Origin of the sequence: Allopusillimonas ginsengisoli (genome assembly GCF_004153455.1) — a bacterium.
Lineage (GTDB): Bacteria > Pseudomonadota > Gammaproteobacteria > Burkholderiales > Burkholderiaceae_B > Allopusillimonas > Allopusillimonas ginsengisoli.
In genome coordinates this window covers 46,270-64,892 of sequence record NZ_SDQE01000014.1, presented here as the reverse complement: position 1 = coordinate 64,892, position 18,623 = coordinate 46,270, and the positions used below count along the sequence as shown (strand labels likewise).

Annotated in this window: 17 protein-coding genes and 1 tRNA gene; 5 read left to right on the top strand and 13 right to left on the bottom strand. The window is 57.7% G+C overall.

The window, feature by feature from the left end:
- Nucleotide 1 precedes the first annotated feature (1 nt).
- Nucleotides 2–451 carry a hypothetical protein gene (locus tag ERE07_RS18925; RefSeq protein WP_130010609.1) on the top strand — a complete coding sequence of 150 codons (450 nt, stop codon included), beginning with the start codon at nt 2–4 and terminating at the stop codon, nt 449–451.
- A 23-nt stretch (nt 452–474) separates the two neighbouring features.
- On the opposite strand, the gene ERE07_RS18920 is transcribed toward ERE07_RS18925, so the two are convergent.
- The 7 genes from ERE07_RS18920 to dgoD form a co-directional block, all read right to left on the bottom strand.
- Nucleotides 475–1,542 (bottom strand): site-specific integrase, encoded by a 1,068-nt coding sequence (locus ERE07_RS18920; RefSeq protein WP_130010608.1) that lies wholly within the window; start codon nt 1,540–1,542, stop codon nt 475–477.
- 143 nt (nt 1,543–1,685) lie between these two features.
- A tRNA-Leu gene (locus ERE07_RS18915) sits at nt 1,686–1,770 on the bottom strand.
- A 142-nt stretch (nt 1,771–1,912) separates the two neighbouring features.
- Nucleotides 1,913–3,022 carry a mandelate racemase/muconate lactonizing enzyme family protein gene (locus ERE07_RS18910; protein WP_209021190.1) on the bottom strand — a complete coding sequence of 370 codons (1,110 nt, stop codon included), beginning with the start codon at nt 3,020–3,022 and terminating at the stop codon, nt 1,913–1,915.
- A gap of 9 nt (nt 3,023–3,031) precedes the next feature.
- Nucleotides 3,032–4,132 (bottom strand): ABC transporter ATP-binding protein, encoded by a 1,101-nt coding sequence (locus tag ERE07_RS18905; RefSeq protein WP_130010607.1) that lies wholly within the window; start codon nt 4,130–4,132, stop codon nt 3,032–3,034.
- 9 nt (nt 4,133–4,141) lie between these two features.
- Complete coding sequence (locus tag ERE07_RS18900; protein WP_167670995.1) at nt 4,142–5,161, bottom strand: ABC transporter substrate-binding protein; 1,020 nt, start codon at nt 5,159–5,161, stop codon at nt 4,142–4,144.
- A gap of 18 nt (nt 5,162–5,179) precedes the next feature.
- A complete protein-coding gene (locus ERE07_RS18895) occupies nt 5,180–6,886 on the bottom strand; it encodes an ABC transporter permease (RefSeq protein WP_130010605.1) in 1,707 nt (568 codons plus the stop codon).
- Between the two features lie 109 nt (nt 6,887–6,995).
- The gene (gene dgoD / locus ERE07_RS18890) at nt 6,996–8,159 is read right to left on the bottom strand and encodes a galactonate dehydratase (RefSeq protein ID WP_130010604.1); all 1,164 of its coding nucleotides are present in this window, start codon (nt 8,157–8,159) and stop codon (nt 6,996–6,998) included.
- 161 nt (nt 8,160–8,320) lie between these two features.
- Between dgoD and ERE07_RS18885 the strand changes: the two genes are divergently transcribed.
- From ERE07_RS18885 to htpG, 3 genes are all read left to right on the top strand, one after another.
- Nucleotides 8,321–9,334 carry a LacI family DNA-binding transcriptional regulator gene (locus ERE07_RS18885; protein ID WP_130010603.1) on the top strand — a complete coding sequence of 338 codons (1,014 nt, stop codon included), beginning with the start codon at nt 8,321–8,323 and terminating at the stop codon, nt 9,332–9,334.
- A gap of 83 nt (nt 9,335–9,417) precedes the next feature.
- On the top strand, nt 9,418–10,389 hold the full coding sequence (locus tag ERE07_RS18880; protein ID WP_130010602.1) for a Bug family tripartite tricarboxylate transporter substrate binding protein: 972 nt from the start codon (nt 9,418–9,420) through the stop codon (nt 10,387–10,389).
- 251 nt (nt 10,390–10,640) lie between these two features.
- Nucleotides 10,641–12,551: a molecular chaperone HtpG gene (gene htpG / locus ERE07_RS18875; RefSeq protein WP_130010601.1), complete on the top strand. Its 1,911-nt coding sequence runs from the start codon at nt 10,641–10,643 to the stop codon at nt 12,549–12,551.
- A 137-nt stretch (nt 12,552–12,688) separates the two neighbouring features.
- Here htpG and ampD read toward each other — a convergent pair whose 3' ends face one another.
- The 3 genes from ampD to ERE07_RS18860 are packed head-to-tail and all read right to left on the bottom strand — an operon-like array spanning nt 12,689 to nt 14,371.
- Nucleotides 12,689–13,270 carry a 1,6-anhydro-N-acetylmuramyl-L-alanine amidase AmpD gene (gene ampD / locus ERE07_RS18870; RefSeq protein ID WP_130010600.1) on the bottom strand — a complete coding sequence of 194 codons (582 nt, stop codon included), beginning with the start codon at nt 13,268–13,270 and terminating at the stop codon, nt 12,689–12,691.
- Nucleotides 13,267–13,521, bottom strand: a complete 255-nt coding sequence (locus ERE07_RS18865) for a PP0621 family protein (protein WP_130010599.1) — start codon at nt 13,519–13,521, stop codon at nt 13,267–13,269. Before ERE07_RS18865 ends, ampD begins: the two co-directional genes overlap by 4 nt.
- Before the next feature lies 1 nt (nt 13,522).
- Complete coding sequence (locus ERE07_RS18860) at nt 13,523–14,371, bottom strand: cytochrome C assembly family protein (protein ID WP_130010598.1); 849 nt, start codon at nt 14,369–14,371, stop codon at nt 13,523–13,525.
- 102 nt (nt 14,372–14,473) lie between these two features.
- Here ERE07_RS18860 and ffh point away from each other — a divergent pair, with 102 nt between their 5' ends.
- Nucleotides 14,474–15,898, top strand: a complete 1,425-nt coding sequence (gene ffh / locus ERE07_RS18855) for a signal recognition particle protein (RefSeq protein ID WP_130010597.1) — start codon at nt 14,474–14,476, stop codon at nt 15,896–15,898.
- Between the two features lie 185 nt (nt 15,899–16,083).
- On the opposite strand, the gene lysM is transcribed toward ffh, so the two are convergent.
- The 3 genes from lysM to trmB all read right to left on the bottom strand — a co-directional run bounded on the left by lysM (nt 16,084) and on the right by trmB (nt 18,549).
- Entirely contained in the window at nt 16,084–16,530 is a 447-nt protein-coding gene (gene lysM, locus ERE07_RS18850) for a peptidoglycan-binding protein LysM (protein WP_130010596.1), read from the bottom strand.
- A 145-nt stretch (nt 16,531–16,675) separates the two neighbouring features.
- Nucleotides 16,676–17,626: a prolyl aminopeptidase gene (pip, locus tag ERE07_RS18845; RefSeq protein WP_130010595.1), complete on the bottom strand. Its 951-nt coding sequence runs from the start codon at nt 17,624–17,626 to the stop codon at nt 16,676–16,678.
- Nucleotides 17,627–17,823: 197 nt separating this feature from the next.
- A complete protein-coding gene (gene trmB / locus ERE07_RS18840; protein ID WP_130010594.1) occupies nt 17,824–18,549 on the bottom strand; it encodes a tRNA (guanosine(46)-N7)-methyltransferase TrmB in 726 nt (241 codons plus the stop codon).
- Nucleotides 18,550–18,623: the final 74 nt, after the last annotated feature.

The window sequence follows — 18,623 nt, the reverse complement described above, 5'->3', positions numbered from 1 at the left end:
CATGAGCTCGATTCGTACTGCCCTAATCGCTCTTGCCTTGGGGTTCTTATCTCAATTGGCCCAACACGCCCTTGAGACAGACTACCTGAACGCTTTCCTGCGTAACAACTTACTCACCATTCTGATAGCACTACTCGCGATTAATTCCGCAACGACAGGTATCGTCCTCACAAAGATTCGCGGGCTTATGGAGATGGGCGGCAACGGATCAACTTTTAAGTCAACTAGAGAACAGATGGTGTTGGCGGTTAGAGAGCAGGTTGCGCTTATCGTTGTTGCGATCGCAGCTCTCACAGTCGCTAGTTCACCGATTCTTCCACAGAGCGGCATTGTGGAGCTCTTTTTCGAGTCGCTGGTTGTTGGCGTGTTTGCCTACAGTTTGTTCGTGCTTTACGACACGGCCGTCGGAGTTCTTATTATCATTGACTTCGATCCTAGTGCAGAAAGCTGATAAATCATCCTATCTGATGCAGTTCAACTATGCAGCTTGTCCAACCTTCCCACCAAGTCCTCAGCCCTCAAATGCGTATACCGCCTCAGCATCTGCATAGACTTATGCCCACTAATTGCAGCCACTTCCTGATCTGATAGTCCTGCCTCCACCAGTCGGCTAACTGCCTCATGCCTCAAATCGTGAAACCGAAAATCAGTCAGCCCAGCCACTTTCTTGGCGTCCGTCCAGGCTTTATCAAACAGATAAGGTCGTCGCACCCCATCCCGGCCAGGCTCACCAAAGAACACCAGATCAGTCTCAGGTGGCCGAATCGGATTGTCCATCGCAGCCTGAAACGCAGCAGTAGCCGCTTTCGTTAGTGGCACAGTCCTCGGCGATGAGTTCTTCGTAATATCGAGCCGTACAACCCGCTTCTGCAAATCGACCTGGCTAAGCCGTAAGCCCCCAATCTCTGAAAGCCGCATCCCTGTCTCCAGGGCTATCCGCACAATCCAGCTGAACATAGGATTCGAGTAGGCATCTACAGCAATCAGCAGCCGCTTGGTCTCTATCGGTGTCAATCGGCGGTTCCGCCCAGCGCCAGGAGCAGGGCGGCGGATTTGGGACACAGGATTGAAGGGCAATCCTATACCCCACTCCTTGATGGCCACAGTAAACAGGTGGCTGAGCAGCGCCAGCTCCAGCCGGACGGTATTGTTGCTGCGCGGCACCAGCTTGCCATTTTCACCAGGGTCGCCAGCCAAACGCATGTCGCGGTACTGTGCAACGGTATCGGCGCTCAGGGCGGCCAATGAATACTTCCCGAGGTGTCGCAGCAGTGGCTGCGCCTTTTTGTACTCTGATACTCGGGTGGATTCTCGTTTGGTAGGTGTCACTTCCCGTAAATATCGCTTGAGTGCCGCCTCAATGGACATCCGCTCACCAGGTGCCCGCTGTATATATACCCCGCGTACCATGTCATCTTCGGTACGCCGGGCCCAATCCTCAGCATCACGTTTGGTTCTGAAGGTCTTGGACGCAGTCGGCCAGCCCGTCTTTCGAATGACGGCTTTCCAGGTGCCAGAAGGGGTCTTAACGATAGTAGCCATGCGAGTCAAAGTTCCGAAAAGTACACTCGGCGCTTCACCACTGTACCGAAACTGTACCTGGCTCGCAAACTTTGAAAATCCCCCAACTGTAGGGCAAGAACTGAAACCACTCTAAATGGTTGTATTCATTGGGATTTTTAGAGTGGTGCCCGGGGCCGGAATCGAACCGGCACGCCTTGCGGCGGGGGATTTTGAGTCCCCTGCGTCTACCAATTTCACCACCCGGGCACATAAGGAAGGTCGCGCAGCCAGAACACTGCGCGTGGCACGAAGGCGAAATTATACGCAATCTTTTGCTCGGCTGCACGGGGGCATGTCCAATTCAAAGCCGTATCGTTTCATCTGACTGAGGCCCCGCGCCAACCTGCCCTCAATTAACCCGATACTTCGCGATGATCTGCTCGTCCAGCTTCAGCCCCCAACCGGGGCCCTCGGGTACTTTGTAGACACCATTGACGAAGGGATTGCGGTTTTCCACGAGGTTGTAGAAGAGGGGGTCGCGGTCGGGGTGAAAGACTTCAAGATAGGTGCCGTGCGGGATGGATGCGAGCAGGTGGGCCGATACCTGGGGTTCTTCGTGATGTGCCATTTGTACTTCGAAGGACAAGGCCATGGCAGCAACACGCCGCCATTCGGTGGGGCCACCGCTCCAACTTGCGTCGAAGTTGCAGACATCAATGGATCGGTCGACCATCAGGTCGCGGCAGCCGCCCCGATGGTATTCGCTTTGGCCGGCGGCCACGGGTATGCCGGTGACCTGGCGCACGAGCGCCATGGAGGAGCGATCGTTGTACCAGCGGCACGGTTCTTCAAACCAGCGGATATTGCAGTCCTGGACCAGCAGGCCGAACTTGATGGCGTCGCGTTGGGTATAGCCCTGGTTGGCGTCGACGGAAAGAATGAAATCGTCGCCAACCGCGGAGCGTGCCGCCTTGACGCGAGCGGCATCTTCTTCAGGTGTTCTGCCGCCAACCTTGAATTTGCAGCCTGCCAGGCCTGCTTTGCGCAAGGCTTCCATCTCGGTGCCGAAATCGGCGAGTTGCTTGCCTTCTTCGTAGTAACCGGCAATGGCGATGACCTGCAGGCTGTCGCGATAGCCGCCCCAGAGCTTGTACAGGGGCTGGTTCAGGGCTTTGCCCCAGGCGTCCAGGACAGCGCTGTCCACGCAGGCCTGGGCATTGGTCGCCAGTTTTCGATCACGCAATATGTTGTAGGTGGGCGAGAGGGCTGCTTGCCAGACTTGCTCGCTGGCGAATACGTCCAGGCCGATGACCTTGGGTTTGATTTCCTCGTGGATAATCTTGAGGATTTCGGCCTGAGTCTCATACTCGTCGCCGTTGTAGCATTCGCCGATGATGCCCTCATCGGTATACACGCGTGTGATGATGGTGCAGCGATGCGTCATATAGTAATAGCTGCCCTTGAAGGTTTTTGGCAGCGGCATCTCTAGCGCAATCGTCTCAATATCTGTGATCTTCACTGTAAGTCCTTAGTGGGTGGTGAATACGGTCAGGCATTCAAGGGGAAATTCGATAAGCACTTCCTGGCCCTCGGAGAACCGGGGAACGGTGCCCAGCTCTACGATGTCAATGGTTTGTCCATGGAAACTCAGGGAATAGAGCGTTTGGGTCCCCAGGTACTGCCGGCTGCTGATGCGTGCCGGGTGCTGGTCGTGGCGTGGTGACGCCGCAAGCGCATGCAGCCGCACATTCTCGGGGCGGATGGCGATCTGGGCGGGGCCGGGTTGTGCGGCGACCTCGAGCGGCAGGCTCATGAGCTGTGTGTCGCAACCGTCGATGAAGGCGCCTAATGCGTTGTTTTCAGCCTTGCGCAACTGCACGTTCAGGACTGTTGCCGCGCCGGTGAAGTTGGCAACGAAGAGATCGCGGGGATGGTTGTACAGTGCCGCTGGCGCGTCATGCTGCAGCAACTGGCCGTCTTTCATGACGCCGATGCGATCACCGATGACGACGGCTTCGGCCTGGTCATGGGTCACATACAGCGCGGTGACGCCCGCGTCTTTGATGATCTTCCTGAGATCATCCCTTAAACGGATGCGCAATTTGGCATCAAGGTTGGACAAGGGTTCGTCGAGCAGCAATAGGGAAGGCCGGTATGACAGGCTGCGTGCAAGCGCGACGCGCTGCATCTGGCCACCGCTCAGGGCTACAACAGGCCTGTCCGCATATTCCTCCAGGCCGACCAGTTCCAGAGCCTGGGCTGCCTTCAAATGAATTTCCTTTCGAGACAGCTTCTTGTTTTTCAGGGGATATTCGACGTTTTCCCGCACAGACATATGCGGCCAGACCGCGTATGACTGGAAAACCATGCCCAGGTTTCGGTGCTGTGGGGGAACAAACAGGCCGTTTGCCGGATCGGCCACGAGACGACCGCCGATGCTGATCGTGCCGCCGGTAGGGTGGTCCAGGCCGGCCACGGAGCGCAATGTCGTGGTTTTTCCGCACCCGGATGGGCCCAGCAAGGCCAGGATATTTCCCGCTTCGATCGTGATGGTCACATCATTGACTGCAGGCTTGGCGCCTGCAGCGTAATGCTTCATCAGATGCTTGATGACAAGTTCAGAAGACATGTGTTGACCTTAGTGAACCCCGAAAATCTTGTTCCATTGCGCAAGCCAGTCGTTACGCAAAGTGGTGTATTCCTTGCTGTCTGGTATCCAGATACGGGTCGAGGAGTCCGCCCCTTCTGGCAGGGGTGCGCCTTCCATGACGGAGAATCCCCCACCGTTCTTGACCCAGGCCGACTGGCCTTTTTCAGACAAGGCCCAGTTCATGAAAAGCCGTGCAGCATTGGGGTGCTTGCTATCCTTCACAATGCCCGCGACCGATGCCGTGACGGGAATGCCTTCTTTCGGATAAACGACCTTGATGGGAGCGCCTTCCCGGACCATGGGAATGACCGAATTGGACTGCACGCCGCCGACCAATGCTTCGCCTCGCACGATGCCGCTCGCAGCGGGGGCGCCGCTGGGATACAGCACAGGTTTGTTGGCGGCGAGTTTTTCCCAGTAGTCGTCGCTGACAACCTTGCGTTCAAAGAGCGCGCGCGTCCAGGTGGAACCACCGGAGTTGGCGACTACCGTCGCGACTTTGCCGTGATATTTCTGCTTGGTGAGGTCTGCCCAACTGGTGGGTGGTTCAACGCCTGATGCAGCGTTATAGGCAATGACAAAGCCCCAAACGGTCTTGGGCCAGACGTTAGGAATATCCTTCAGCGAATCGGGGTATTTGTCGGCGTTGGGCGGCGAGTAGTCCGCAAAAACCTGTTTGAAACCTTCGACCAGTCCGCGATCTGACATATCGATGACATCGGCGCCCAGCTTTCCGGCGGCCACCTCGGTTTCGATGCGGGTGGCCAGTCGGCCACCGGGAGCACGTACGATTTCAACCTTGATGTTCGGGTATTCCTTGTTGAATTGGGCGACCAGGTCCTGTTCGGACTCAAGTTGGTTGGCCGTGTAGACGACCAGTTGGCCTTCCTTCTCGGCGGCTTGTTGCAGCATCTTGTCGCCGCTGGCATGGCTGCCTGTTGCGGCAAAGACGCTGGCCAGGATGGCCAGCATGACGCCGTGGCGGATTTTGATAGTTGTTGTATTCATCTCCATTCTCCTTTTCCTTTATTTGGCGATACTCATTGTTCTGCCCAGCCATGTGGTGAACAGGACCACAACGACGAGTATTGCGGTTTGGACTACGCTGAATGCTGCGGTGACACCGAAATCTCCTCCTTCGTATAGATTGACAAGCAGGACTGACATGGGAAGGCTCTTGCTCGAGTACAGGAACAGGGAAGAGCCCAGTTCTCGTATGGCCAGGATGAACAGCAGGCTCATGGACGATATGAGCCCGGGGGCGATGAGCGGCAGGATGATTTTCTTGATGGTGTAGAGGCGGCCGCGGCCGCAGATCAACGAGGCTTCCTCAAGTTCGCTATGCACCTGCAGCAATGATGTGGAGAGCGATTTGACGGTATCGGGTATGAATCGCGCGACAAATGCCAGGGATAGTATCCAGATGGAGCCATAGATTCCGCCCGGCAGGGATATCCATGCCCAGATATAAGCCACGCCGATGACGAGCCCCGGTATGGCGATGGGCAGCGTTGAAATGATGTCGATCAGCCGTCGGAAAGGCAGGCGGGTGCGGTAGATCGTATAGGCCAGCGCAAAGGACAGGAAGCCGCCCGCAATGGCTGTGGTCACGCCTATTTTCAAGGTATTGACCAGTGACAGGGTGGTCAGGCTGTTTGAGAATAGCCGCTGGAAATGTCCCAGGGAGTAGGCCGACATGTCAAACACAGCGGCCGCGTTGGGCAGATAGAGGAACTTTCGCAAGGAACCGATAAGGAGGGCGCCCATGGGCAGCACGACGGCGATGAACAGATAGATGACGGCCACGATAAAGGTGACATATCGCCATCCGCCCAGATCAATGCGGCGGGGCTTGAACGCTTTTCCCGCAACGGTGACGAAGGATTTCCCTTTCAGTACCTGTTGCTGGGCGATGACTGCCAACGCAGTGACCAGGATGAGAATCAGGGAGGTGGCTGCTGCGCGGTTGTAGTCTGCCGGGGCGCTCGAGAGCAGTTCGTAGATATAGGTCGTCAGGACTGTATAGCGTTCCGGCGTTCCGAGTGTTGCAGGTATACCATATATGCCTAGCATCACGACGAAAGACAGCATGGAGCCGGCGATAATGGCGGGCAGAATGAGCGGCAGCGTGATCTGAAAAATCGTCTTGAATGTGGATACGCCCGAAATTGCCGCCGCTTCCTCGAGCGAGGGGTCCATGTTCTTCATGGCCGAGGCGGTGAACATGTACACGTAAGGGGCGTAATAAATCCCGAAAATAATAATGATGCCGGTCGGGGTGTAAAAATTGAATTTAGCGTCTACCCCAAGTCCGGAGAGCAGGACATTGAGCAGTCCAGTCTGCGGCGACCCCAATATGGACCACGCGACCCCGGCCACGAGTGGCGGGATAAGCAGCGGCATGATGCTGACCGCTTCAATGACCTTGGCAAAAGGGGTATTGGTGCGCGCAGTAACCCAGGAAAAGAACAGGCCGACTATGACGGCAATAATAGTTCCTCCGGCGCAGACAACAAGGGTATTCCATGTCACGCGCAGCACGTTGGGGTCGTGAACGACCTGCAAGAAGGCGTTAAAGCTGATTTGTCCTTCCGAAGCGGTGGGGCCGCCAGTGGAAACGGCGCCCACGCCCAGCATGAAGATCGGGTAAATAATCAGGAATCCCAGTATGGACAATAGCAATAGCGTCCATATAACCCGATAAGCTGATAGTCGAGTGCTGTGGTTATACATTCAGTGCCTTAGTCGTATTTCGGTATACGTGGCCGTAGGAAGGCCATACATTTTTCAACGAGAGTTTCCAGGCGGGCGGCGGGGAGGCCGCCGCTGCGTCTCAGGAGGCTTACTGATCGACGGGTGAACCGTCTTTGTGCATGCGCATCAGCACGGGCTTGCTCAGTGGCGGGCGCACGGAAACTGGATCCTCGATAAGATCAATGCCAATGCCTGGCGTGGATGGAATCTGCACAAAGCCATTCTCGGGAAGCGGAACGTGGTCCACGACATCGCTTCCCAGATGCTGTGTCTGAGAGACCATCACATTGGCTTCGAAGCCGGTTGAATATTCCTGCAACGCAAAGTTCGGAATGGCCGCGTCTAGCTGCAGGCATGCGGCCAGGCCTATGGGGGACAAGGGGTTGTGGGGTACCACCATCACGTTATGTGCCTCAGCCATGGCAGCTACTTTGCGGCCACCAGTGATGCCGCCGCATAGGCACAGGTCAACGCGGGCATATTCAACGGCATTGCGGCTGAGCAGTGCCTGAAATTCATAGATATTCGTGAAGCGTTCGCCGGTCGCAATCGGAATGCGGATTTTGTCTGCAATGCGCGCCATGGAGGCAGCATCTTCATACCGCATCGGATCTTCGATGAACATTGGATGAAACTGTTCGATGCCCTGGGCAAAGACGATAGCCTCGGCCGGGGTCAGGCGGCGATGGATTTCAATGCAAAGATCCATTTTGTGGCCGGCAGCCTCGCGCATGCGACCGACGTTGTCGATGGCATCGCGCATTTTTGCGATGTGCGGCTTGAAGTAAACCTGATCTTCACCCTCATCGAGAAAAGGATTGATGTGTCCGACTGCGGTGAATCCCTGTTCTTTCCGGGTTTTGAGTTCGCGGATTACGCCTTCGATGGTTTTTTCGTAGACATGGCCATAGACGCGGGCGCTTTTTCGCGTGGCACCGCCCAGCAGTTCATATACGGGTACATTGAGCGCCTTGCCCTTGATGTCCCACAAGGCGATATCAATAGCGGCAATGGCGCCGTTGATGGCATGTCCCTGAAAATAGGAGTACCGATGCATCACATTCCAGTGGTGCTCGATCGGGAAGGGGTCTTTTCCAACGAGGTAGGTAGCAAATTTTTCGACGGCAGTCTTCGATGCTTCGATATGCCCCCAGGCTCCTGCTTCCCCAACGCCATGAATACCGGAGTCGGTTTCGACTCTGACGAATAAAAACTGGCCAGCGTGGATCGCATCGACCTTCGTGATCTTCATGTTGTCTCCTGTTGTTCGTCTGAGCGAAGTTCTTTGTTAAAATGTTATCGTTAACATTAACAGACGAAAAACAAGAATGTCAATGCATAATAGCATGATTCGAAAACAGGTCAGGCAGGTATCATGGCAAATATACGAACCACCATTGAGCTAAGAACAATATGAGGGAGCATAGACGCTGGGTCACGATGGCCGAGGTTGCCCAGGAAGCGCGAGTATCCACCATCACTGTTTCCCGTGTCATTCGCACGCCCGAGAAAGTCGCGGCCGAAACAAGGGCGAAAATCCAGGCGGTTATCGACCGGTTGGGATATGTACCGAATGAAGGCGCAGGTGACTTATCATCGCGGCAAAATCGGTCCGTGGCAGCGCTTATTCCCACCTTGACCGGCTCAGCTTTCACGTCCACCATCGATGGCCTGTCCACGAGGTTGCGGGCGGCGAATCACCAGCTTTTGTTTGCATGCACGGATTATTCGAGCGGGAAGGAAGAGGACTTCATCGCCACCATGCTTAGACGCAGACCGGCTGGGCTGGTGCTGACCAGTACTCACCATACCCGCGAAGCAGACGCTTTATTGCAAGGCTGCGGCATACCCGTAGTCGAGGTTTGGGAGTTGCCAAAGGTTGCGCAGCATCATGCGGTCGGGTTTTCGAATCATGACGCGGGCTTCGCGATGGTGCGTTTTTTGCACGAGCTGTCGTATCGGCGCGTGGGGTTTGTTGGAAACTCCAAGACCAGTATTCGCTCGCGGCAGCGATTCATCGGCTATCAGGCAGCATGCCGCGAGTTTGGCAGTGGTGTTTTTCGCAAAATTGCAGACACAAAGAAGGGGCCGAATAATTCGGAGCGCGGTGCCCAGGAATTCGCAGCACTGATCGAGCAGTGGCCGGATACCGATGCGGTATTTTGCGCAAGCGATACATTGGCACTTGGGGCGCTCAGCGAGGCGCAGCGCAGAGGCTTGAAGGTGCCGGACGACATTGCCATCGCAGGCTTCGGTGATTTTGAGTTTGCCAATGAATTCGGTGTAGGTTTGACGACGGTTCGAATCCCCGGGTTCGAGATCGGTGAGCTGGCAGCCCAGCTTATTCTGAACCACGACGACTATGATCAGAAAGAAATGCAGAAGATAGATGTGGGTTACGAGATAATACGACGCCGCACAGCATGATATGCTCAGCGCCGTCTGGCGTCTTGACGCGCATATTCGGTAATATCCGGGATGTCTGACATCAACATGACAGGAGACATCCCATGGCTATTCCCAAGACAATTCCGCTCACCCTCCTCACCCTGACCCTTTCGGCCCTGGCAGGTCCCGCGCTGGCCGCGACGTTTCCGACAGAGCCCGTCAAGTTTATTGTCCCCTACGCCCCAGGCGGGACAACGGATCTGGTGGCCCGCACCGTGGGCAAGAAGGTGTCAGAGGAATTGGGCCAGCCGGTCATTGTGCAGAACAAGCCCGGTGCGGGCGGCAACATCGGGATGGCTGAAGTGGCGCAGGCCAAGCCGGATGGCTACACGGTAGGGATGGGGGCGATCTCGACGAATGCGGTGAATCCACATCTGTATAAGGAGATGAAGTTCGATCCTACCAAGGACTTCACGCCGATTGTGATGCTGGGTACGTCAACGATTGTGCTGGAGGTGAATCCTTCCGTGCCGGTCAATAACGTGCAGGAGTTTGTGGCGTATGCCAAGCAGCATCCCGGCTTGATCTACGGCGCGGCGGGTACAGGCACTTCCATGCATCTGGCGGGCGTGCTGTTTGGGCAGATGACGGGTACGAATCTGGAGCATGTCGCCTACAAAGGTAGCGCGCCAGCGCTGACAGACATGATGGGCGGGCAGATTCAGGTGATGTTCGATAATCTGCCTGCGTCGCTGCCTCATATCAAGGCGGGCAAGCTGAAGGCGCTGGCGGTAGCGGGCGCCAAGCGCAATCCTCAGCTTCCCGATGTGCCGACGATCGCCGAGGCGGGCGTGCAGGGGTATGCGGTGGATCCGTGGTTTGCTTTATACGGGCCGGCGGGTATGTCTGCCGATGCCGTGAGCAAGCTCAACCAGGCATTCGGCGAGGCCTTGGCCTCGGATGAGGTGAAAACGGTGCTGGAGAATGCCGGCTTCAGTCCAGAGGGCTCGACGTCGGAAGCGCTTGGGCAGTTGTCCGCATCCGAATACCAGCGTTGGGGCGAGATTGTTAAGGCGGCCAACTTACAGATGTAAGCCAATCGCGTGCGTTCGCGAGACTAAAAAGCTTGTTCCCAGGCGAAAGCTCGGCGGAAAGGGCCGACTGGCACCGGGTGCGTGGGTCATCAGGCTAAAAAAAGACTGCCCCCGCACTTCTACCGCTTGAAATCGCCGGCAGGTGGCCCCATGTAGCAGGATAGTCGTCCGCGGCAATGGTCGCGGTAGCATCGGCCCAACCTCAGGGCCGATGTCTTTTCCTTTTTGTCTTGTTTATTTCGGACTGCCACATGACTCAAACCGATACACAATCTGCCTCAGAAACGTTGGGCTTCCAGGCGGAAGTCAAGCAATTGCTGCACCTGATGATTCACTCGCTGTACAGCAACAAGGAGATTTTCCTGCGCGAGCTGGTGTCGAATGCGTCGGATGCCTGCGACAAGCTTCGCTTCGAAGCGATTGATAATCCGGATCTTTTTCAGGGTGATACGGATCTCCGCATTCGGGTGGAGTTCGACAAGGATCAGCGTACGGTAACGATTTCGGACAACGGCATCGGGATGTCGCGCGAAGAGGCGGTGGCCAATCTGGGTACGATTGCGCGCTCGGGCACCAAGGAATTCTTTTCTCAGCTCACCGGCGACAAGCAGAAGGATGCGCAGCTGATTGGCCAGTTCGGGGTGGGCTTTTATTCGTCGTTCATTGTTGCCAAGAAAGTGTCGGTGTTGAGCCGCAGAGCCGGGGTGGCGGAAACAGACGCCATCTTGTGGGAATCGGACGGCGAAGGCGAATTCTCCGTCACCACGGTCGAGAAGGCGGATCGAGGCACCTCGGTTACGCTGTATCTGCGTGACGGCGAGGATGATTTCCTGGATGGCTGGCGCCTGCGCGAGGTGCTGCGTCGCTATTCAGACCATATTTCTCTGCCTATTCAGATGCGCAAAGAAGAATGGGACAGCGAAAAATCGCAGCAGATCAAGACGAATGAGTGGGAAACCGTCAACCAGGCCAATGCCTTGTGGACGCGTTCCAAGTCTGACATTACCGATGAGCAGTACAAGGAGTTCTACAAGCACGTCGCGCACGATTTCGACGATCCGCTGGTGTGGACGCACAATCGGGTCGAGGGCCGCAGCGAGTACACGCAACTGTTGTACATTCCCAAGCGCGCGCCCATGGATCTGTGGGATCGCGAGGGTCGCCGTGGCGTCAAGCTTTACGTAAAGCGCGTTTTCATCATGGACGATGCAGAGCAGTTGCTGCCGATGTATCTGCGTTTTGTGCGCGGAGTCATTGATTCCGCAGACTTGCCGCTGAACGTTTCCCGTGAAATTCTTCAAGAAAGCCGCGATGTGCGTGCGATTCGCGAGGGTTCGGCCAAGCGGGTGCTGTCGTTGCTGGAAGACATGGCCGAGAACAAAGCCGAGGACTACGCTGCGTTCTGGGATCAGTTTGGTCAGGTGATCAAGGAAGGCGTGGGCGAGGATGCGGCCAACAAGGAGCGTATTGCCAAGCTGCTGCGGTTTGCCTCGACACAGGGCGAGGGCTCCGCTCAAACGGTGTCGCTGGCTGATTATGTGTCCCGCATGAAAGAAGGGCAAGACAAGATCTACTATGTGAGCGCGGATTCGTTCGCGGCGGCCAGCAATAGCCCGCATCTGGAGATTTTCCGCAAGAAGGGGCTGGAGGTTCTGCTGTTGTCTGATCGCGTCGACGAGTGGATGCTGTCGTATTTGCGCGATTTTGACGGCAAGTCGCTGGTGTCGATTGCCAAGGGCGGGCTGGATCTGGACACACTGTCTGATGAGGAAGAAAAAAAGCATCAGGCCGAAGTCGCAGAGCATTTCAAGCCGCTGGTCGAGCGCTTGAAGGCATCCTTGGGCGATAAGGTGAAAGAGGTTCGCGTGACGGGCCGTCTGGTGGATTCGCCGGCTTGCGTGGTGGTGGACGAGCATGAGCTCAGCCCGCACTTGCTGCGCATGCTGCAGGCGGCTGGCCAGGAGGCGCCGGAAGTCAAACCCATCCTGGAAATCAATCCGGAGCATGCGCTGTTGGCGCGTATCAAGGATGCAGACGATGCTGAGTTTGGCGAGTGGTCGCTATTGTTGCTGGATCAGGCGATGCTGGCAGAAGGCGCAAGCCTGGCGGATCCGGCGAGTTTTGTGAAGCGGGTCAATGCGCTGCTGCTCAAACAGGCCTGATGTGCTTAATTGATTGAATTGATCCCCACCCAGCCATGTGCTGCGTGGGGATCGCTGTTTTTTGCGACCTACGTTATCGAGGCCTGCGTCATGCCCGCCTTGGCGGGGTGCGCGAACACAGCAGGGCGCTACCTCGCTCAATAGGCTGGCATCAGTCGCCTGGCCCAGCCTGTGTCGCGGCCGAATCGGTGCCAGTCAAAGGCAGGGCCGGGATCGGTTTTGCGGCCTGGGGCAATATGCTCGTGGCCGCGCACAGCACGCAGAGGGTGGCGGGCGCGCAGCGCGGGCGCCAGGATGGCCAGGGTGTCGTACTGGTCGTTCGTATAGGGTAGCGTGTCGGTGCCCTCTAGCTCGATGCCGATGGAAAAATCATTGCAGCGCTCGCGGCCCTCAAAGCAGGACACACCCGCGTGCCAGGCGCGCAGGGTAGTGGGCACGAATTGAATGATGCTGCCATCACGGCGCACGAAAAAATGCGCGGAAACACGAAGCCCGCGCAGGCGTTCGAGCCAGGGGTGGCGGCTGTAGTCGAGCCGGTTGGTGAAGAGGTCCGCGACTTCGGTGCCGCCGAAGATGCCCGGTGGCAGGCTGATGTTGTGCAGAACGAGAAGGGTGGGCTCATCGCCAGGCGGTCGGGCATCGTGGTTGGGGGAGGGCTGATGCGTGACGCGGCGGCGGGGTTTGAGCCAGCCGTGCTGGTCGAGCGTGAGTGTATTCAATGCCTGACGCCCAGGCGCGCATGTTCCTGGCTACACCAGGTGCGGCCGCCTATCATCACGGCCTCGGAGCGCGGCAGGTGGATGCCACAGTGCTCGCATTGCACCATGGATTCTCCCTGTTGAGATTTGGGGAAGGCGCGGGTTGGGGGCGGTGTTTGTTCGGCAGCGCGGTTGGCCTTGCTGTGGGCGAGAATGCGGGCGAGCAGCAGGCCACCGATGATGACAACAGCCCAAAAAAGAAGTTTTCCCACCTTATCCTCGTTGCAAGATGACGTCTAGTACAAAGCGGCTGCCGGTATAGGACAGCAGCAAGAAGGCAAAGCCGACCAGCGTCCAGCGTAGGGCAACTGGCCCGCGCCAGCCGCGGGTGTAGCGGCCCAGAAGCAGGCCGCCAAAAGTGAACCAGGACAGCAGGGTGAAGAGCGTTTTGTGATCCATGGGCATGAAGCTGCCTGACAGCCGCATGGACACCGCAGTGCCTGTGATGATGGTAAGCGTAAGAATGGCAAAGCCTATCCAGATCAGCCTGAACAGCAGGACTTCTTGGATGAGCAGCGGCGGCATGGAGTCGAGCGCGCGATCCAGGATGCCGCGGGAGGCTTCGGGCTGTACGGGACGGTGGAGCTGGCGATCCAGCGCGGCCATGAGCATGGCCTGCAGCGCGGCGACGGTGATCAGGCCGTAGGCCATCAGGGCGATAAGCAGGTGGATGCGCAGCCATTCGTTATTGGCGTGATCGACCAGATGACCGCCGGGAAAGGCGCCGGCCAGCAGGCAGGTGGCTGTGGCGGCGGGGAGTAAAATGAGCAACAGGCCGTCGATGCGCATGACCAGGCTTTCTAGCCAGAACACGATGAGGCCCAGCCAGACAGCAGCGGACAAGGCAAGCGCCCAGCCGAGAAACAGGCTATGGTTGGGAACGACGGATTCTGCGAGCCCGACGCCATGCAGTACGATGGCGCCGCCCAGGCATACGCGGCGTATAGTGCCAGCCTTGACCTGGGCGTTGCTGTGGGGCTGGGTTAATGGCCGCCAAAGCGCAAACGCCAGGATGGCGTACGCCAGTGCGGCCAGCAAGTGAAATACAATGCCTGCAGACATAGTCCTCTGGGTTTTGGTTATACAGCTGGGGGGCTAGCCCCAGGCCGGATCATTTTAGTCTGGTTTACAGACGATAAACACCAGTTTAAGCGAAACATTCTTATGCTCGATAATCTGACTCAACGCTTGTCGCGGGTCGTCAAGACCATGCGAGGCGAAGCGCGCCTCACCGAGGCCAATACGCAGGAGATGCTGCGTGAAGTGCGCATGGCCCTGCTGGAGGCCGATGTCTCGCTGCCGGTAGTGCGCGATTTTGTGGCGCGCGTGAAGGAACGCGCGCTTGGCCAGGACGTGGTGGGCAGCCTGAATCCTGGCCAGGCCCTGGTGGGCGTGGTGCACAAAGAGCTGACCGCGCTGATGGGCGGCGACCTGGGTGCGGAGGCCAGCGAACTGTCCCTGGCGTCGCAGCCACCCGCGGTGATCCTGATGGCGGGCCTGCAAGGGGCGGGTAAAACCACGACTACGGGTAAGCTGGCCAAATGGCTGATTGACGGCCATCATGTGCACAATGGCCGCAAGACCAGTAAAAAGAAAGTGCTGGTGGTCAGTGCCGACGTATATCGTCCGGCCGCTATCGAGCAGTTGAAGACGGTGGCGGGCCAGGTGAATGCGGATTTTCTGCCGTCGGACACCTCGCAAAAACCCGAGGACATCGCACGCGCTGCGCTTGATCACGCCAAGCGCCATCACTATGACGTGCTGATTGTCGATACGGCCGGCCGGCTTGGTATCGACGAAGCCATGATGCGCGAGATCCGCGCCTTGCATGATTTGCTGCATCCGATCGAGACGCTGTTCGTGGTCGATGCCATGCAGGGTCAGGATGCGGTGAACGTGGCGCGTGCCTTTGCCGACGCCTTGCCATTGACCGGCGTGGTGCTGACCAAGCTGGATGGCGACGCGCGCGGGGGGGCGGCGCTGTCGGTGCGGCATGTCACCGGCAAGCCACTGAAATTTGTGGGGATGTCCGAAAAGCTGGATGGCCTTGAGCCTTTCCATCCCGAGCGGATGGCGCAACGCGTGCTGGGCATGGGCGATATCGTGTCGCTGGTCGAGCAGGCGCAAAAGAATATCGATGTGGCCGAGGCGCAAAAGCTGGCGGCCAAGATGAAGTCAGGCTCGCGTTTCGACCTGAATGATTTTCGCGACCAATTGCAGCAGGTGCGCAAGATGGGCGATATGGGGTCGTTGCTTGAAAAGCTGCCTGCCCAGTTCGCGCAGGCAGCGGGGCAGTTGCAAAGCGGCCAGGCAGAGAAGCAGTTGCGTCGCCAGGAAGGCATTCTGAACTCCATGACGCCTGCTGAACGCGCCAAGCCCGAACTGCTCAAAGCCTCGCGCAAGCGCCGAATCGCGGCGGGGGCGGGCGTGCCCGTGCAGGATGTGAATCGTCTGCTGTCGCAATTCGATCAGATGCAGGGCATGATGAAGCAGATGAAAAAAGGTGGCATGGCCAAGATGATGCGGTCCATGGGCGGCATGAAAGGGCTCAAGGGCCTGGGCAAGGGGTTTGGCGGGTTCAAGCCCTGATTCTGTTCTGCATGCGCGGGTTGTTCCGAACGCTAACGCTGCAGTGCATCCACGGAGCCTATGGCCCGGTGACGTTGTGCTCATGAAAATGGGGCCAGTGTTGAGCTGGCCCCATTGTACGTGCAGTGGGTTTGGCGCGGGCGGGATGCTCGGACTCGCGCTATCCGTTGTGCACGGCCTTGCTGTTAGGTGAGCGCAGGGATACGCAGCACTTGACCCGGATAGATTTTATCTGGATCGGACAGCATGGGCTTGTTGGCTTCGAAGATCTGGGTGTATTTGGCGCCCTGGCCCTTGCCGTATTGTTCTTCGGCGATTTTCCATAGGGTGTCGCCCTTCTTGACGGTGTACATATTGGCTTCAGCCGCGGGCTGGGCAACCTGCAATTGATTGTCCACGCTGGATACGCCCAGGGTGTTGCCCAGGGCCAGCGAGATTTTCTCGGCCTCTTCGGTGGTCTGAGCTTGGCCGCTGACCGTTACCTTGTCGCCATCCACCTTGATGTCCAGGCCGTCAGCCGACAGGTTGTGCTTGTCCAGTTCCTTTTTGAGTTCGTCCGCCGTGGCTGCCTTGGCTTCGTCCGCGCCAAAGAGCTTCTCACCCACATCTTTCAGAAAACTAAGTACGCTCATTGTGTATTTTCCTTGTTCTCGAGGTCATCGAATCGGGCTGCCGGGCAGCCCTGAGAGAGACGGCGCTCTGCCGTGCCATTCCATTATGGCCAGAAAACATGACACGGATGCGGCGCAAACGTTAGGAATTGTATAGAGGCGTTTCCTACGAAACGGACGTGGGCTCGCTGAACTTATCCGTTGCAGCCAGCAGCCGGGTCAGAATGCCAGGTTCGTCGAAGGCATGGCCAGCATCGGGCACCAGGTGGAACTCGGCTTGCGGCCAGGCACGGTGCAAATCCCAGGCCGTGCGCGCGGGTGTGCAGGCGTCGTACCTTCCCTGGATAATGACGCCGGGGATGTCGCGGAGTTTGTACGCATCGCGCAGGAGCTGGCCATCTTCCATGAATCCGCCGTTGACGACGTAGTGGTTTTCGATGCGGGCAAAGGACAGCGCTTGCGCGTCGGCGGAATGGGCTTTTTCGTGGTGGGTACTGGGCAGCAGGGTGATTGTGCGGCTCTCCCATTGTGTCCAGGCGTGTGCGGCCTTGAGCTGGGCGTCGCGGTCGTCGCCGGTAAGGCGGCGATGATAGGCGCCGATCAGGTCATCCCTTTCTGACTGGGGAATGGGGGCGAGATAATCTTCCCAGTAGTCGGGAAAGAGCGCAGAAGCGCCATTCTGGTAAAACCAGTGCACCTCGGATTGTCGCACGGTGAAGATACCTCGCACGATCAGCTCGCTGACGTGGTCTGGATGTGTTTGCGCATAGGCCAGGCTGAGCGTTGATCCCCAGGATCCGCCAAAGACCAGCATTTGGTCTGCTTTGAGCACCTCGGCGCGCAGGCGCTCCATGTCGTCGACCAGATGCCAGGTGGTGTTGTTCTCCAGGCTGGAGTGCGGGGTCGAACGGCCGCAGCCGCGCTGATCGAACAGTAGAACGTTGTATCTGTCCGGATTGAATAGCCGACGGTGTACAGGAGAGCACCCACTGCCGGGGCCGCCATGCAGGAAAATGGCCGGTTTGCCATCCGGGTTGCCGCAAAGCTCCCAATACACATGGTGCCCATCGTTGGTGTCAAGATAGCCATGGGCATACGGCTGTATTTCTGGGTACACGTCTCTTCCTCACGTTTGCGCCCGCGCACCGGCGCGGATTGAACACAGGCCGAATGCTGCCTGTCTTAGGCAGTATGGGCCGACCGGACAAGTATATCGGTTCGGGCCGAAGCCGGCTTTGCGCAGGGAAGACTCCGCTTGACCAGGGCGGCGTGGCGCCTTGCTATGGACCAAGCAAGGCCCAGGCCTGGCGGGAATTAGCGGCGCTTGAAGATGAGATCCCAAACCCCATGCCCGAGTTTCAGCCCACGGGTTTCGAATTTGGTTTGCGGGCGGAAATCAGGCCGGGGTGCGTAGCCGTCTGCGCTGTTGACCAGATGGGGGTTGCCACCGAGCACCTCCAGCATTTGCTCAGCGTAGTTCTCCCAGTCTGTGGCGCAGTGTATATAGCCACCCGGCGCAATGCGGCTGGCCAGCAGCGCCACGAACTCAGGCTGGATCAGCCTGCGTTTGTGGTGCCGCTTCTTGGGCCAGGGGTCTGGAAAATACACATGTACGCCAGCGAGGGAGTCAGGCGCGATCATGTCGCGCACGACTTCCACGGCATCATGCTGGATGATGCGGATGTTTTGCAGGCCGGTTTCATTGATGCGCTTGAGAAGGGCGCCTACGCCGGCGTTGAAGACTTCCACGCCCAGGAAGTTGTCTTCGGGACGGGCTTCGGCGATCTTTTGGGTAGTTTCGCCCATGCCGAAACCGATCTCCAGCACCGTAGGCGCAGCGCGGCCAAAGGCCTTTTCCATGTCCAGCGTCGTTGGGCGGTAAGGGATGGACCACTGCGGCAGCAGGCGGTCGAGCGCTTCTTTTTGACCGGGCGTGATGTGGGCGCGCCGATGCACGAAGCTGCGGATATGGCCGGTACCCGACGGGGCCGTGGACGTTTCCACGAAATCCGGTTTTTGTTCTTGCGGTGTTGAGTTCATATCGCGATTATAAAGGCGCTATAATGCAAACCCTCGCGAACGCGGCGGCGGCTCAAAACACTGGCCAAAAGCAC

Excerpts from the sequence above, each read along its gene's own strand:
- ERE07_RS18860 (WP_130010598.1), bottom strand. The coding sequence starts at position 14,371 with ATGTCTGCAGGCATTGTATTTCACTTGCTGGCCGCACTGGCGTACGCC.
- ERE07_RS18900 (WP_167670995.1), bottom strand. The coding sequence starts at position 5,161 with ATGAATACAACAACTATCAAAATCCGCCACGGCGTCATGCTGGCCATC.
- ERE07_RS18895 (WP_130010605.1), bottom strand. The coding sequence starts at position 6,886 with ATGTATAACCACAGCACTCGACTATCAGCTTATCGGGTTATATGGACG.
- ERE07_RS18905 (WP_130010607.1), bottom strand. The coding sequence starts at position 4,132 with ATGTCTTCTGAACTTGTCATCAAGCATCTGATGAAGCATTACGCTGCA.
- dgoD (WP_130010604.1), bottom strand. The coding sequence starts at position 8,159 with ATGAAGATCACGAAGGTCGATGCGATCCACGCTGGCCAGTTTTTATTC.
- ffh (WP_130010597.1), top strand. The coding sequence starts at position 14,474 with ATGCTCGATAATCTGACTCAACGCTTGTCGCGGGTCGTCAAGACCATG.
- trmB (WP_130010594.1), bottom strand. The coding sequence starts at position 18,549 with ATGAACTCAACACCGCAAGAACAAAAACCGGATTTCGTGGAAACGTCC.
- ERE07_RS18920 (WP_130010608.1), bottom strand. The coding sequence starts at position 1,542 with ATGGCTACTATCGTTAAGACCCCTTCTGGCACCTGGAAAGCCGTCATT.
- ERE07_RS18885 (WP_130010603.1), top strand. The coding sequence starts at position 8,321 with ATGAGGGAGCATAGACGCTGGGTCACGATGGCCGAGGTTGCCCAGGAA.
- ERE07_RS18925 (WP_130010609.1), top strand. The coding sequence starts at position 2 with ATGAGCTCGATTCGTACTGCCCTAATCGCTCTTGCCTTGGGGTTCTTA.
- htpG (WP_130010601.1), top strand. The coding sequence starts at position 10,641 with ATGACTCAAACCGATACACAATCTGCCTCAGAAACGTTGGGCTTCCAG.
- ERE07_RS18880 (WP_130010602.1), top strand. The coding sequence starts at position 9,418 with ATGGCTATTCCCAAGACAATTCCGCTCACCCTCCTCACCCTGACCCTT.
- lysM (WP_130010596.1), bottom strand. The coding sequence starts at position 16,530 with ATGAGCGTACTTAGTTTTCTGAAAGATGTGGGTGAGAAGCTCTTTGGC.